General features: G+C 67.4%; 14 protein-coding genes and 1 riboswitch. Of the genes, 4 read left to right on the top strand and 10 right to left on the bottom strand.

The features are described 5' to 3' along the window. Window positions 1–17: 17 nt before the first annotated feature. Both cobO and btuB read right to left on the bottom strand, forming a co-directional pair. Window positions 18–629 (bottom strand): cob(I)yrinic acid a,c-diamide adenosyltransferase, encoded by a 612-nt coding sequence (gene cobO, locus O6P39_RS07410; RefSeq protein WP_275610739.1) that lies wholly within the window; start codon window positions 627–629, stop codon window positions 18–20. A gap of 14 nt (window positions 630–643) precedes the next feature. After that, entirely contained in the window at window positions 644–2,458 is a 1,815-nt protein-coding gene (btuB, locus tag O6P39_RS07405) for a TonB-dependent vitamin B12 receptor (RefSeq protein ID WP_275611905.1), read from the bottom strand. A gap of 137 nt (window positions 2,459–2,595) precedes the next feature. Then, a riboswitch (cobalamin riboswitch) is annotated at window positions 2,596–2,822 on the bottom strand. A gap of 130 nt (window positions 2,823–2,952) precedes the next feature. Here btuB and O6P39_RS07400 point away from each other — a divergent pair. The 4 genes from O6P39_RS07400 to O6P39_RS07385 are packed head-to-tail and all read left to right on the top strand — an operon-like array spanning window position 2,953 to window position 6,445. After that, window positions 2,953–4,098, top strand: coding sequence for an MlaE family lipid ABC transporter permease subunit (locus tag O6P39_RS07400; protein WP_275610738.1), 1,146 nt, complete (start codon window positions 2,953–2,955; stop codon window positions 4,096–4,098). A gap of 14 nt (window positions 4,099–4,112) precedes the next feature. Continuing rightward, a complete protein-coding gene (locus tag O6P39_RS07395; RefSeq protein ID WP_275611904.1) occupies window positions 4,113–4,880 on the top strand; it encodes an ATP-binding cassette domain-containing protein in 768 nt (255 codons plus the stop codon). Then, window positions 4,881–5,819 (top strand): MlaD family protein, encoded by a 939-nt coding sequence (locus tag O6P39_RS07390; protein WP_275610737.1) that lies wholly within the window; start codon window positions 4,881–4,883, stop codon window positions 5,817–5,819. It abuts the gene before it with no gap. Beyond that, window positions 5,816–6,445 carry an ABC-type transport auxiliary lipoprotein family protein gene (locus O6P39_RS07385; protein ID WP_275610736.1) on the top strand — a complete coding sequence of 210 codons (630 nt, stop codon included), beginning with the start codon at window positions 5,816–5,818 and terminating at the stop codon, window positions 6,443–6,445. Before O6P39_RS07390 ends, O6P39_RS07385 begins: the two co-directional genes overlap by 4 nt. An 8-nt stretch (window positions 6,446–6,453) precedes the next feature. Here the strand turns inward: O6P39_RS07385 and O6P39_RS07380 are convergent, their stop codons facing one another. The 8 genes from O6P39_RS07380 to O6P39_RS07345 form a co-directional block, all read right to left on the bottom strand. Then, window positions 6,454–7,518 (bottom strand): Fic family protein, encoded by a 1,065-nt coding sequence (locus tag O6P39_RS07380; protein ID WP_275610735.1) that lies wholly within the window; start codon window positions 7,516–7,518, stop codon window positions 6,454–6,456. A 131-nt stretch (window positions 7,519–7,649) separates the two neighbouring features. Beyond that, complete coding sequence (locus O6P39_RS07375) at window positions 7,650–7,904, bottom strand: hypothetical protein (protein WP_275610734.1); 255 nt, start codon at window positions 7,902–7,904, stop codon at window positions 7,650–7,652. Between the two features lie 197 nt (window positions 7,905–8,101). Continuing rightward, window positions 8,102–8,308, bottom strand: coding sequence for a hypothetical protein (locus O6P39_RS07370; RefSeq protein WP_275610733.1), 207 nt, complete (start codon window positions 8,306–8,308; stop codon window positions 8,102–8,104). 64 nt (window positions 8,309–8,372) lie between these two features. Next, window positions 8,373–10,337 (bottom strand): heavy metal translocating P-type ATPase, encoded by a 1,965-nt coding sequence (locus O6P39_RS07365; protein WP_275610732.1) that lies wholly within the window; start codon window positions 10,335–10,337, stop codon window positions 8,373–8,375. Between the two features lie 18 nt (window positions 10,338–10,355). Next, window positions 10,356–10,808, bottom strand: coding sequence for a hypothetical protein (locus O6P39_RS07360; RefSeq protein ID WP_275610731.1), 453 nt, complete (start codon window positions 10,806–10,808; stop codon window positions 10,356–10,358). 133 nt (window positions 10,809–10,941) lie between these two features. Then, entirely contained in the window at window positions 10,942–11,982 is a 1,041-nt protein-coding gene (locus tag O6P39_RS07355) for a protease modulator HflK (protein WP_275610730.1), read from the bottom strand. Continuing rightward, window positions 11,975–13,027, bottom strand: coding sequence for a protease modulator HflC (locus O6P39_RS07350; protein WP_275610729.1), 1,053 nt, complete (start codon window positions 13,025–13,027; stop codon window positions 11,975–11,977). The genes O6P39_RS07355 and O6P39_RS07350 overlap by 8 nt, the downstream gene beginning before the upstream one ends. Further along, entirely contained in the window at window positions 13,024–14,985 is a 1,962-nt protein-coding gene (locus tag O6P39_RS07345; RefSeq protein ID WP_275610728.1) for a protease modulator HflK, read from the bottom strand. Before O6P39_RS07345 ends, O6P39_RS07350 begins: the two co-directional genes overlap by 4 nt. Window positions 14,986–15,122: the final 137 nt, after the last annotated feature.

Below are 15,122 nucleotides of genomic sequence, written 5' to 3'. Positions count from 1 at the left end.
CGGCACAACGGCAGCCATCAGAACTCCACCCCTTTCTGCGCCTTGATCCCGGCTTTGAAGGCATGCTTCACCAGGCCCATCTCGGTCACGGTATCGGCCGCCTCGACCATCGCCGGCAGCACGCCGCGCCCGGTGGCGACCACATGCTGCATCGGCGGGCGGGCCGCGATGTCGGCGAGCACGGTATCCAGCTCCAGGTAGCCGTGCTTGAGGGCGATGTTCACCTCGTCCAGCACCACCAGGCCGACCTGCGGATCGCTCAGCAACTGGCGGGCGACCTCCCAGGCCTCGCGGGCCTTGGCGATATCGCGCTGGCGGTCCTGGGTCTCCCAGGTGAAGCCCTCGCCCATCACGTGGTAGCTGACCTCCTCGGGGAAGCGCCGGAAGAAGGCCTCTTCGCCGGTGGTGGCCGCGCCCTTGATGAACTGCACCACGCCCACCTTCATGCCATGGCCCAGCGCGCGGGCGACCATGCCGAAGGCCGAACTGCTCTTGCCCTTGCCGTTGCCGCTGTGAACCAGGAACACACCGCGCTCGCCCTGGGCCTGGGCGATCTTCTCGTCGACCACGGTTTTCTTGCGCTGCATGCGCGAACGGTGGCGTTCGTCCTTTTCCGGGGATTCGCTCATTGGTCTCTCTCCTCTCAAAGGGCCTGGTAGCGCACGCCGAAGAGTACGGCGCGGCCGGGCTGCTCATAGCCCAGGGTGGTCTGGTAGTCGGCGTCGAACAGATTGCTCAGGCGCGCCTGCAGGCGCCACTCCGGGCTCAACGCATATTCGCCGCGCAGGTCCAGGGTGGCGAAGCCGCCCAGGCGATTGCGGTTGCCCAGGTCGTCATAGCGGCGACCCTCGGCGTGCAGGCTGGCGCCCAGGCTCAGCGCGTCGAAGCGCCGGTCGAGGTCCAGGTTGAACAGTTGCCGGGCGCGGCGCGGCAGGTCGTTGCCACGGCTGCCGCTGGCGCGGCTTTCCGGGTCGAGCAGGCTGGCGTTGGCGTTCCACACCCAGTCCCGCCACTGGCTGCCCAGTTGCAGTTCGATGCCGCGGATGCGCGCCTGGTCGATATTCTCCGGTGCCCGCAATGCCGAGTCGTAGGCGATCAGGTCGTCGACCACCGTGCGGTACAGGTTCGCCGCCCAGTGCCCCCACTCGTGGCGGCCGTCCACGCCGAGCTCCACGCTGCGCGAGGTTTCCGCGTCCAGGTCGGGGTTGCCGTAGCCGGGGTAATAGAGCTCGTTGAAGGTCGGCGCCTTGAAGGCCGTACCGTAGCTGGCGAAAGCGCGCACGGCGTCGGTCAGCGCATAGCCCCAGGCGAGGTTGCCGGTGTTGCGGCTACCGAACTGCTGGTTGTCGTCGTGGCGCAGGCTCAGCTGCCAGTCATGGCGCCCCAAGCGGCCCAGGTACTGGGCGAAGGTGCCGCGATTATCGCGGGAGGTCACCGCGTAGTCGGTGGAGCTGCTCAGCTCGTCCTGCTGCCAGTCGTAGCCCAGGGTCAGGGTATGGCCGGGCGCGAGTTCCAGGTCGTTCTGCCAGGACGCGGTGTCGCGACGGCTGTCGAAGCGCGAGTAGAAGGCGCCGTCCTGATAGGCATCGGACTTGTCCTCGCTGCGCCCAGCGGACAGGCTCACCTGCCATGGCTCCAGCGGAGCGAAGCGCGCGCGGCCGCCGATGACCCGCTGCACACCATCGTTGTAGGCATCGAAGCCCTGGGTGCGGCGGCTGTTCACGGTGTCGAAGTCGTTGTGCGAATCGCTCTGCAGCAGGCTGCCGTCCAGTTCCAGGCCGCTGTCGAAACGGTAGCCCGCACGCAGCGAACCTGAGAGGTTGCGGTAACCGTCACTGTCCGGCTCATGGCCGCTGGCGCCGTTGGCCTTGGCGTCGATGCCGGCGGTATCCAGGCTGGACACGCCCAGGGCGAACCAGCCGCGCCCGTTGCCGGCCGAGACCCCGGCACTGCCTTCATAGGTGCTCTGGCTGCCCGCGCCGGCGTAGGCCCAAGGCTTGAAACCCTGCTCCACGGCCTGGCGGGTGAATATCTGGATCACCCCGCCGATGGCTTCGGAGCCATACAGGCTGGAGCGCGGCCCGCGCACCACCTCGATGCGTTCGACCAGTTCCACCGGCAGGTCCTGGAGCGATGCACCGCCAGAGGACACCGAACCGGCCTTGATGCCATCGATCAGCACCAGCACATGGTCGGATTCGCTGCCGCGCAGATAGAGGTTGGTGGCCTTGCCGGGCCCGCCGTTGCTGCTCAGGGAAATCCCCGGCAGGCGCCGCAGCAGATCCGGCACCGACTGCGCCTGGGCGCGTTCGATGTCCACGCGGTCCAGCACGCTGACCGAGGCGAGGCTCTGCCCGGCGCGTTGCTCGGTGCGCGTGGCGGTCACCAGTTGATCGTCGAGCGCCAGCGGCGCTTCGTCGGCCGCCTGGCCCAAACAGGAGAAGCCGCTCAGCGCCAGGGCTGTCGGCCAATAGAGAAAATGCTTCACGTGAACTCACTCCGCCGCTCTCACCCGCGCGGCTCTGACCCGAAAAGGCAGGCGGAGGACGGGAACGCCCCGGCAGCAGGCCGGAGCGATCGGCAGCGCCTCCCGCGATGCCATGGCTTGCAGCAGGCCGGTCTCCGGGCTTGCGAGTGGAGTCGTGACTGGCTCCTGAAACCGCGCCTTCCCATGCCAAGGGCACAGTGGCGAAATGCGGCTCGATGCTCGCTTACCGTTGCGGGGGCAGCGCCGGACTGGTCGGACCCTGGGGTCTGAATTCACCGGCTTCCCTGTTTCACCCCCGACTTGCGCCGGGGGCACCTGAAGCAGGCGCGCAGCTTAGAGGCTCGCGGCCTGGGGCGTCAATTGAACAGGCTGTCGCGGCCAGTGCCGACGCCCGCGCCAGAGCGGCTCAATCGATAAACACAAGTCAAGTGGAGGCATGGCAGAACTTCGCTAGAATGCGATGCATGACGACGACCGCACGGCCCGGCCAACTCCAGCTCGATCCCCACTCCAGCCCCCCACTGATGCACGTCAGCGGCGACTGGACTCTGGCGCATTTCAGCGCCCTGGAATCCCAGGTCGCCGGCGTGCGCCACGGCGGCCAGCCCGCCGCGCTGGATTTCAGCGAGCTGGGCGCGCTCGATACCGCCGGCGCGGCGCTGCTCGCCGAAGTCATCGGCGGCACGCGCATGGACCAGCTCGAACAGGTCACCCGCAACCTGCCCGCCGAGCGCCAGGCCCTGCTGCGTACCGTGGGCAGCGCCATCACCCAGTGCCGCCTGGACGAACGCAAGCCGCCGCCCGGCAACGCCGTCGTCGACGTACTCGAACGCATCGGCATCGCCACCCTGACCTTCCGCGGTCATGTGATCGGCGGGCTGGGCTTCATCGGCCTGACCCTGCAGACCCTGGCGCGCACCCTGCTGCGCCCGCGCCGCTGGCGCCTCACCTCGCTGACCGCACACATGGAGCAGACGGGCCTGGACGCCGTGCCCATCGTTGCCCTGCTCACCTTCATGGTCGGTGCGGTGGTGGCCTTCCTCGGCGCCACGGTGCTGAAGAAGTTCGGCGCGGCGATCTACACCGTCGACCTGGTCGGCTTCGCCTTCCTCCGCGAATTCGGCGTGCTGCTCACCGCCATCCTCCTGGCCGGCCGCACGGCCAGCGCCTTCACCGCGCAGATCGGTTCGATGAAGGCCAACCAGGAGATCGACGCCATCCAGGCCCTGGGCATGGACCCGGTGGAGCTGCTGGTGCTGCCACGGGTGCTCGCCCTGCTGCTGGTGCTGCCGATGCTGACCTTCCTGGCGATGATGTCCGGCATCTTCGGTGGCGGCGTGGTCTGCGCGCTGAGCCTGGACATCTCGCCACGCATGTTCCTCTACATGCTGCAGAACGACATCGCCGTGCAGCACTTCCTGGTGGGCATCGTCAAAGCGCCGGTGTTCGCCTTCATCATCGCCGTGATCGGTTGCCTGGAAGGCTTCCGCGTCAGCGGCAGCGCTCAGTCGGTGGGCGAGCACACCACCTCCGCCGTGGTCCAGTCGATCTTCGTGGTGATCCTGCTGGATGCGGTGTTCGCGCTGTTCTTCATGGAGATGGGCTGGTGAGCGAACCGATCATCATGGTCCGCGATCTGGCCAACCGCTTCGACAGCCACGCCGTGCACGAGCACCTGGACCTCGACGTGATGAAGGGCGAGATCCTCGGCGTGGTCGGCGGCTCCGGCACCGGCAAGTCCGTGCTGCTGCGCAGCATCATCGGCCTGCGCCAGCCCAGCGAAGGTAGCGTCCACGTATTCGGCCAGAACCTGCCGGCGCTGCCACCGGCACAGCGATCGAAGCTGGAGCGGCGCTTCGGCGTGCTGTTCCAGAACGGCGCGCTGTTTTCCTCGCTGACCGTCAGCGAGAACATCTGCCTGCCGCTGATCGAGCACGCCGGGCTGTCCCGCAACGATGCCGAATTCATGGCCAAGGTGAAGATTTCCCTCGCCGGCCTGCCGCCGGATGCCGGCGCCAAGTACCCCGCCGAGCTCTCCGGCGGCATGGTCAAGCGCGCCGCCCTGGCCCGCGCCCTGGCGCTGGACCCGGACATCCTGTTCCTCGACGAACCCACCGCCGGCCTCGACCCCATCGGCGCCGCGGCCTTCGACCAACTCATCCTGACCCTGCGCGACGCCTTCGGCCTCACCGTGTTCCTGGTCACCCACGACCTGGACACCCTCTACACCATCTGCGACCGCGTCGCCGTGCTCTCGCAAAAGCGCGTGCTGGTAGTGGGGCCGCTGGATCAGGTGGCCGAGACCAACGACGCCTGGGTACAGGACTACTTCCACGGCCCACGCGGCCGTGCCGCGCTGCAGGCCACCGAACACCTGCGGGAGGAAAGCTGAATGGAAACCCGTGCCCATCACGTGCTGATCGGCCTTTTCACCCTGATCGTCTCGATCGGCGCGCTGCTGTTCGCGCTGTGGCTGGCGCAGTCGAGCAACGACCAGAAGTTCAAGTTCTACGACGTGATCTTCAACGAAGCGGTGACCGGCCTCTCAGAAGGCGGCACCGTGCAGTACAGCGGCATCCGCGTGGGCGACGTGGTGTCCCTGCGCCTGGACCCGAACGATCCGCGCAAGGTCCGTGCACGCATCCGCGTCTACGAAAGCACGCCGATCCGCGAAGACACCCGTGCCAAGCTGGCGCTCACCGGCGTCACCGGCCAGGCCATCATCCAGCTCTCCAGCGCCGCCCAGGACAGCCCGCCGCTGGTCAGCCAGGACGGCAGCATCCCGGTGATCAAGACCATCCCCTCGCCGCTGGCCAAGCTCCTGGCCAATGGCGAAGACATCGCCACCAACGTCAACACCCTGCTCGCCAACGCCAGCCGGCTGTTCTCCCAGGAGAACGTCGACCACATCAGCCGCACCCTCGACCACATGGACCAGGCCACCAGCGTGATCGCCGAGCAGCGCGCCGATATCCGCCAGACCATCAAGGAAATGGCCGCCGCCAGCGAGCAGGCGCGCATCACCCTGGCCAACGCCAGCGCACTGCTCGAACGCGCCAACCAGACCCTCGGCAGCCGGGGCCCGGCCATCCTCGACGACACCCAGAAGACCCTGGCCGCCCTGCGCGCCAGCAGCGAGCGGGTCGAGCAACTTCTCAACAACAACTACGACGCGGTGAACGGCGGCATGAGCGGACTGGGCGAAATAGGCCCGGCGGTGCGCGAGCTGCGCGCCACCCTCGAGGACCTGCGTGGCGTCACCCGTCGCCTGCAGGAGAACCCCGCCGGCTACCTCCTCGGCCGCGAACGCAACAAGGAGTTCCAGCCATGACCGCCCTTCCCCGACTGATTGGCGTCGCCGCCCTGCTCGGAATGCTCAGCGCCTGCTCGATCCTCCCGGAAGCGGAAACCCCGGACTTCTATCTGCTGCCGGCGGCCCAACAACCGGCGCGCAGCAACGCGGCGGTGAACTGGTCGATGCGGGTCAGCGCCCCCAGCGCAAGCCTCGCGCTGGATAACAACCGCATCGCCGTGATCCCACAGGGCAACCAGATCAGCAGTTACCAGGGCGCGCGCTGGAGCAACCGCGCACCCGGCCTGCTGCGCGACCGGCTGCTCGACGCCTTCACCGCCAACGGCAGTATCCACGCCCTGAGCAGCGACGAAGCCAGCCTGCAGGCCGACCTCGACCTCACCGGCGAACTGCGCGCCTTCCAGAGCGAATACCAGGGCGGCAAACCGGTCGTGCACATCCGCTACGAAGCGCGTCTGGTGCGCACCCTCGGCCAGCGCATCGTCGCCTCGCGCAGCTTCGAGGTCCGCCAGGCGGTGGACGGCAAACAGGTCGCGGAAGTGGTCAGCGCCTTCGGCAAGGCCAGCGACCAGCTCGCCGCGCAGGTGGTGGAGTGGACGTTGCAGCAGGGGCAGGCACAGGGCATCGAGCAGTCCGCCCACTGACCGAGCTTTTAGACCCCGGTTGCTGCGAGCAGCCGTCGCCCGCGGGCGGTAAGGCGATACCCCTGGGTTGGACTGCGCGGAGAGTCCGGCTGGGTCATTTCCAGCCAGCCCGCCGTCAGTGCGGGGTTCAGGTAGTTGTTGCGGAAGCTCGTGCGATGTGACAACGACAGGCGTCCCATCATGTCCCCGATCTTCAGCACATCCCCCGGTTGGAACAGTGACAGCAAGCGTCGAACGGACGGCTCGATCTCACCGTCTACTGGGTCACTTACTGGGTCACTTACTAGGTCACTCCGCGAATCCGCTTCCCCAGCGACGGCCACCTCATCCACCGCCGACAACAATGCCTGCAACATGAACAATACAAAGGGCGTGGCCTCCGCCTGACGATCCGACTCGGCAAGCGCCGCATAGTAGGAGGCCTGCCGGGCATGGATCACGGTCTCCACCGGAAGATAGGCGAGCACGGGATTCCAGCGACCAAGCAGCAATGTCTGCCACAAACGCCCCATGCGCCCGTTGCCGTCGCTGAACGGATGAATGAATTCAAACTCGTAATGGAACACACAGCTTGCTATCAGCGGATGCCAATCCGTCCGCCCCAGCCAGCCCAGCAACTGCTCGACCAGCAGAGGCACCCGGCTAGCCGGTGGAGGCATGTGCAATAGCATCTGTTCCCGGTAGATCCCCACCCCACCCTGACGAAAACGCCCCGCCTCGTCGATCAGACCCTCCAGCAGACAACCATGGGCAGCCAGCAGGTCAGCTACCGAGTCCGCCCGCCATTGAGGCAACTGCTCATAGGCTCGGAAGGCATTGCGAACTTCCTGGATTTCCCGGGGCAACCCCAAAACCCGCCGCCCTTCCAATAGCGCCGTCACCTGCTCGACGCTCAGGGTGTTGTTCTCAATCGCCAGGGACGCCTGAATAGTGCGGATTCGATTGCCGCGCCGAAGCTGCGGCGTCAATGAGCGCTCCTGACCAGCGGCCAGACGCCCGATACGCTCGGCAAGCTCCGCCACCAACGAGAACATCGCCGGAGTCAACGTCAGGGGGGGCTGGTAGATCGACATACGCATCCTGCTCTGAGAGGGCCGACTGACGAGAGCCCTGAAGTGCCAGCAGTGTAGCGACTTCGCCCACCAGCGGCAGCAGAGGCCTCGCAGGACAACGGCCTTCCGCCACGCTCGGCAATCGCCTTACTTCACTTGTGGCAGTGGTACGGGCTCTCGCCCTCCAGCTCCTGGTCCGTCTCCACATCGCGGATGGTGACGATGGCCTTGGGATACACCGAGCAGAGGGAATTGCGCACGGTGTAGATGCCGCTGCCATGGGCAAGGAACTTGCCGTTGCTCAGGGCCTTGCCCGACTCGTCGTGGGCGCTGACTTCGTAGTTGCCGGTCATGGTGATGCAGCCACCGAGGGCCAGCAGGGACAGTACGGGGATCAGGTATTTCATGGCATCTCCTTGCTACGCGATGCGCCGACAGTGGCGCGCCCGTCGTTCCCTGACGGTTTCGCGAAAGCGGGCTGGTGATTCGAACGACCGCCTGCAGATGGCGGTGGGTGTTCGACCCGAACTCAGCGACGCAGTTCAGCCAGCGGCCCCACCAAACCCGTGAGATTGTCTGGGGGGCTCGCCGGAGGAAGATCGTCTCAGCGCTTGCCCATCGAGCGGCGGGAGCCGCGCGGATGCGGCGGACGGTATTCCGCCTTGTCGTGCGGCTTGCGGTGCTGATAGGCCGAATTCGCCTGCTTCTGCGCCGCCAGGGCGGCCTTGGCGAGTTCGGTCAGGGACAGAGTGGTGGATTCTTGAGCGTTTTCCGCGCTGTCGTCGCGGGGCGGCTGCTGAGAGGAAGTCATGGGTCGAGGGTTCTATGAGAGTCTGGAACGGCACACATGATAGCCGATCTCGCCCACCTGCGGCTCACGCCGGCACGTCGACAAGACGAGCGCCCGGCTGTCCGAGGGCCTCGTCGAAACGCAGCAGGCGGCCGGCATTGCCCAATACCAGGAGGGTGCTGAGGTTGTGCAGGATCGCCGCGATCATTGCCCCGGCAGCGCCCAGCAGACCAAAAGCGGCGGCCGCGACGATGGCCAGGGTCCAGCCCAGACCGATCAGCACGTTGACCTGCAGGGTGCTGCGGCACTGACGGCTCAGGCGCACGCAGGTGCCCAGACGACGAAGATCGCTGCCGATCAGCACGATATCCGCCGAAGCCAGGGCGATATCCGCGCCACCGGCGCCCATCGCCACCCCGACCACGCCGGCCTTGAGTGCCAGCGAGTCGTTGATGCCGTCGCCCACGACCAGCGGCCGGAAGCCCTTGCGGATTTCCTCGTTGACCCGTGCCAGCTTGTCTTCCGGCAGGGCCTGGGCAACCACGCTGTCGATGCCGACCTCACGGGCCAGCGCATCGGCCACGCTCTGGCGGTCGCCGGTAAGCAGCAGTTGCCGGCCCAGGCCCAGCTCCCGCAGATCCGCCACCGCGTGGGTGGCCTCCGGGCGAACGCTGTCGGCGAGCAGCAACCACGCAAGGAAACGCCCACCCAGCGACAATCCGGCGATGGGGCCATCGTGATCCGGCACCGCCGGCGTCGAAATCCCCAGACGGGCGAACAGTTCCGGGCGGCCGAGGGCGGCTTCACCCTGTTCGGTCCGGGCGACTACACCCAAGCCTTGCCGTTCGTGGATGTCGGCGAGCGAGTGATGCGCATCGTGGGGAGCTAGCGACGCCAGTGCGCGACTCACTGGGTGGCTACTGGCGGCGCCCAGACTGGCGGCCAGTCGCTCGATGTCGCCCCGGGTCTCGCCAGACTCCGTACGCACGGCCTGCAGACGCAGCGCGCCGTAGGTCAGGGTGCCGGTCTTGTCGATTACCAGGGAGGTCAGGTCGGCCAGTTCTTCGAGGAACGCCGAGCTGCGAATCAGGATGCCGTGGCGAGCCGCAACGGCTATGCCGGCGATGGCGGTGGCCGGCGCCGACAGCACCAGCGCACAGGGACAGGCGGCGACCAGCACGGCCAGCATGGCCTGCGGGTCGTTGGTGATGAACCAGGTGACGGCGGCGATCAGCAGCACCAGCACCATATAGCGCCCGGCATAGCGTTCCAGCAGGCGCGTGATGGGCGGCTTGGACTGTTCGGCGCGCTGCATCAGGGCGATGACCTTGCCGAGGGTGGAGGCATCGCCGGTGCGGGTCACTTCGATGCGCAGCAGGCCGTCGAGGTTGATCGCGCCGCCATAGACGTCCATGCCGACGCCTGCCTCCAGCGGCACCGACTCGCCGGTGATCGGTGCGGTGTCCAGGCTGGCCTGGCCTTCCAGCACTCGGCCATCGGCAGGCACTCGATCCCCCGCGCGGACTTCCACCTGGTCGCCCGGCCGCAACTCGCCGTTGTCGACTTCACGCACGCTGCCATCGTCGACAATCAGCCGGGCCTGGCTGCGGGTCAGACGTCCCAGCGCCTCGATAGCCTCCTGCGAGCCGATCACGCTGCGTTCTTCCAGCACGTGCCCGAAGATCATGATGATGGGCAGCAACGCAGCGGTCATCAGGTCGCCGGTGGCCCAGGCGCCCAGCATGGCCAGGGCGATGAGCTGGTCGGTGATGCCGTGCAGGCTGGGATGACGCAGGCTGTACCAGCCCGAGCGCAGCACCGGTACCGCTACCAGCAGGGACGCGACGCCCAGGAGCACCTGCGCCACGCCTTCCTGTTGCGGGGCGAACCAACGCCAGAGCAGGCCCAGCACCAGCAGGCCGAGGGCGATCATCGCCAGACTGAGTTGGCGCGCCGCGCTGCGCTGCTCGTCGCGGGTGAGCATTCCACCGGTAAGGTGGCCATGGGAGTGGCCGTGGTGCGCATGGCCGTGATGGTGGTGAACGCTCATACCGCGAAGGTGCCTGCTTTAATTGATGGGGGGGAAGAGGGTTCCCGGCCGGGTGGCGTATTCGTTGGCCTCCGCTTCGGTCAGGACCCAGATCTGGTTGATCTGCTTGTCGATGCCGGGCTTGACGGCAACGACCTTGCCCTTGAGCAGCGGCATCATTCCGTTCACGAGGAAGTGGTTGTCCTCGTCGCGAATGCGCACGGACGCCGCTACCGGATAGGTGATGTTCTTTCTGTACAGACCAAGGGTGAGTATCTGCTTGAGCAGGCTGGGCCTGGGGCGCTTCAGAGTGATCGTCGGGAACTGCGCATAGTCGACGAAAGCCAGCATCATGCCCGACGGCAGGACCCGGTCGGCCTGCGCCGGGAGGCTGCAGCCCAGCACCAGCGCCAGCGCGCCCAGGCATTGCAGGGCCAGGCGTCGCAGCGAGCGTGGGGATTCATGGATGGAGTGAAGTCCGGCTGATGTCATTGGATGTCCCGCCCCTGGTGTTCCTGATTGTCGTTATCCGCCCGGACGAAGGTGCCGGGCTTGCACTGCGAGCGTAGCGGTTCGCCGCAAGACTGTCCGCACATTGATTCACAGCCTCCGGCGATCAGCGAGCTCACGGCTGCGGCCCCTCCAGGATCAGGTGTCCGGAATCGCGTGGATCGACCGTGGTCACCGAACCTGCGCGGGACAGGATGCCCGGTACGCGCTCGCGGTACAGGCGCAGCAGCAGCCCGGGGTCGGCATGTTGCTGCTGGGCCTGCGCAAGACTGGTGATGGTGGCGGTGTCCGCCTGGGAGCGGGCCAGGCGCTCGCTGGCCTGGGCACGGGCAACCTGCAGCGTACGATCGGCGGCCTGGTTGGCCGCCTGGAGCTGCCGGGCGGCGTCATTCTGCGCCGCGGCGACGCCCTGCTCCGCCTGCTGGCTGGCGGTCAGCACCGCATTGAAGGCGCTCACCGCCTCGCGTGGCAACGAGGACTGCACGTCCACACGCTCGACTTCGATACCCAGGCCATTGCCGGCCGACACCAGCGCGGCCAGGCTGCGATTGATGCCCTGTTGCAGATCGCCGCGCAGCCGTTCGCGGCGCTCGGCGACGCTGCTGTCGGCGCCGATCAGCTCGGGGCGGGCGACCAGGATGGTGTCCAGGTCGCGCGATGCGCACACCGCCACCGCATTGCGCGCCACCAGCCGGTCCAGCGCCGGCAGCACGTGATCGCCCTGGAGCACGAAATCGTAGGGGGCGGTGACCTTGTAGAACACCCGCACATCCAGCTGCACCACGCCGGCATCGCCGGTGAGCAGATAGCCGGAGCCCGCGGTGGCGTCGTTGGCGAGACTGCCATCCAGATCGGATTTCTGCGCCAGCCCCGAGCGCAGCAGGGTCTCCACCCGGCGCTCGATCACCCGGTCGGCAGACGGCAGGACCACCACCTGCTCGAACGGACGCGGCCAGGCCAGCAGCAATCCGGCGTTCTGGATGCGCTCCAGCGCCCCCATGCGCAGGACCACGGCACGGCTTTCCGGGCCGATCTGGCGCACATTGGACAGCGCCCAGCCGAGCGCCGCCAGCAGGGTCACCCCATACAGCGCCAGGAATGCCAGGCGCCCGGCCTGCAGCCAGGGGCTCGTGCCCTCCTCCCGCCGGTCAGTCATGGGCATTGACCGGCTTGGCGGACGGTTGCTGCGGCGGGCCATCCACCAGCACGCGGAACGGCGCCGCGTCGGTACGCAGCACCAGGCGCGTGCCGGGGTTGACCAGGGTGCCGAGGGTGTCCAGCGAGCGCAGCATGTTGTACAGCTCGGGCGAGCCGCTATAGGCCTTGCCGTAGATGTCCGCGGCCTGCACCCGCGACTGGGCCTCGATATCGGCGGCCTTCACCGTGGCGTCGGCCTGCAGGATGCGCGCGTCACGCTCGGCAGCGGAGCGGATTTCCGCGGCCTTGCGCTTGCCTTCGGCGGTGCGCTGGGTGGCGATGGTCTCGCGCTCGGCGCGCATGCGGTCGACCGTGGCGCCGAGGGTAACCTTCGGCAGCGTCAGCCGTTCGATGCCCACCTGGACCACGCGCACGCCGTAGGTATCGAGCAACTGGCGCTCGATCTGCTCGCGCAGGCGCTGCTCGAAGTCGGCGATGCGCACCTTGCCGGCATCGGTGTTCACCAGGTCGGAAAGATCGAATCCGCTGGCGGAGGTTTCCAGCGCTGAGCCAACGAAGGTGCGAATCTGCCGGGCCGCCTCGTCAGGCTGGTTCTGCACCGCACGCATGAAGCGCTGGATGCTGTCCGGATCGGGCTTCACCTGCCAGGCGACATAGGCCTGCACGATGATCCGCAGGCCATCGCGGGTGCCGACGTCCTGAAGGCCGCTGGAGGTGGTGCGCAGCCGCAGGTCCACCGGCACGGCGGCCTCGAACGGAATCGGCAGGCGCCAGGCGAGCCCGGGCTCCAGCAATACCCGGGCGGGATTGCCGAAGCGGGTAATCACCGTCGCCTCGCCGGAGCGTACCTGGACCAGGCAAGCGGTCGCGGCAGCGAACAGCACCAGCAAGCTTGCCAGGGCTGTGCGACGCCAGGGGAAACGCGCCGGCCCCTCGTCATGGTGATGAGCGTGATGATGGCCATGATCATGGTTATGGTCATGGGCGTGATCGTGGTCATGGTCGTGATGCGGGTGATCGCCGTGGACGAGGGTCGGGCTCAAGGTGCGATCTCCTGGGGACGGTTAGCGGTCTTGCCGCGCTGCGGATCGACCGGCGCGCCAAAGCTGCGCAGATCAAGGGTCGGTGCCTGGTCCGCGCTCAGGCGGTGGTCGATGACCAGGCTGCGGGCACCGGCCAGACCCTGGCCCAGCTGGCTGAAATACTGTTCGAGGAGGAATGCCTGCCCGGCGCGCTGCCAGGCGGTGCGCTCGGCGCCGAAGCGCAGATCGGCGGACTGGGCCTGGGCGAGGATTTCGCGGGCATCGGCGGATGCCTTGTCGGTAGCGGCGCTGGCAGCCTGCCGCGCGGCATTGGTCTGCTCGGCGGCCTTGCCCTGCTCGCGGGCGATCAGCGCCTGGGCGGTGATCTGCGCCGCCTGAACGCCATGATAGGCATTGGCCGCGCCAGCCGGCGGATGGATCGCCTCAACCACGGTGGCGAGAATTTCCACGCCGCTGTCCAGCCGGTCGAGGTCGGCCTGCACGGCCTTGCCGATATCCCGCGCCAGCGCTTCGCGCTCCGCCCCCAGCACGCCGTCCAGGGTGCGGGCAGCGAAATCGTGGACCAGCACGCGATTGGCGGTGCTGCGAATCAGCTCCGGCACGTCGGCGCTGTTATAGGTCGCTGCCAGCGCCGCCTTGTCGCTCAAGCCGATGCGATAGACGAAACGCACGTCCATGTTGACGATCTGGAAGCTCTGCTGGCCGCCCGCCTCGCTGGCGATCACCTGCGAGTTCTCGCTCACATGGGACGCATCCCACAAACGGTTGGCAGCCTCCGGGGCGGGTCCTTCGGCATCGACCAACAGGTCAGCCCGGGCAGAGTCGCCGGAGGTCGCCAGTTCGTGAATCACCCCGTTCTCCACCGACAGCACGCGGCCGAACGGCCACGGCAGCCCGAGATGCAGCCCCGGCGGGTAGACTGCCACCGGCTTGCCGAAGCGCTCGTAGACGCCCCGCCCGTTCATGGCGACCTCGCTGACGCCGGTCAGCAACCAGCCCACCAGCAGCATCAACCCCAACACCGGCAGGAAGGCGCGGCGCATGAAGCCGAAGGCCCAGACCTGACGCAGGTCGATGCCAAAACGCTGCTGCAGTTCTCCCTGCAGGAACTGCAGCGGACGCGGCGGCCAGCGCAACTGCGCGGCGACCAGGCTTTCGCCGATCAACCGGGGTTCCTCGCGCGGGCGCTGCGGGCTGAAGATCGAGAGCAGCGCGCGCAGGATCAGCTCCGCCGCCAGCAGCGCCGGCAGCAACCCCACCAGCACCACCCACCGGCTCGGCCAGACGCTCTCGCCATTGGAGAACAACAGGCCAGGCAAGGACAGCAGTTGCACGGCGATCACCGAGCGCGCCATCAGTGACAAGGCGTGCGCTTCGGGCCACTCCTCCTGACCGGCCGCGCTCAGGTGGCGCTCCACCACCAGCAGGCCGAACGCCGTCAGTGTCAGCAACCCGGTGACCAGCCAACCCGCCTGTCCCAGCGAAACGGCAGGTGTCGCCAGGTTCCAGCCGGCCTTGACGATCAACAGGGCCACCAGGGCCAAACCCGCCAACCAGAGGGCGCCAACGCCGATGCGCTGTGCCAGGCGCTGGCTCGCACGACTGATGCGTTCGAGCAGACGGTCATAGGCACTGAGCTGGGTAAGATCGGCTGGCGCCTCAGGCGCCGCAGCCGCGTCCGCGGTCCCGATCGCCGTAGCGCGCCAGCGGGCCACGCGCAAGGCCGATTGGCTGACCGCCGCCAGCAACAGCAGCGCCGCAGCGTTGTTGCACAGCAAGGGCAACCAGAGCGAGTCGGCGGTGAACAGGCCGATGAAGATCGCCATCAGGAACAGCAACGCGGCGAGGCCACCCGAGAGCCAGATGAGCAGCTTCAAGCGACGCGACTGGTACGCCGAGCGCTGGAAACGCGGCAGCCCTTCCAGGCTGCGGTCCTCGATGTCCAGGTCGACTCTCATGGATGCTCCAACGGTTGAACGGATCGCCCGCCTCTTTCGAGCGAAAGCGGCGCGCCGGCGAGCCTGAGCGTAGAAGATTAAGGCTCTATGAAGCCGGCGATTATATTTCTGTAACCTTATAACAGAACATGTGAAGA

Source organism: Pseudomonas sp. PSE14 (genome assembly GCF_029203285.1).
GTDB lineage: Bacteria > Pseudomonadota > Gammaproteobacteria > Pseudomonadales > Pseudomonadaceae > Pseudomonas.
The sequence above is the reverse complement of the archived record's forward strand: the minus strand, read 5'-3'. Positions and strand labels throughout refer to the sequence as shown.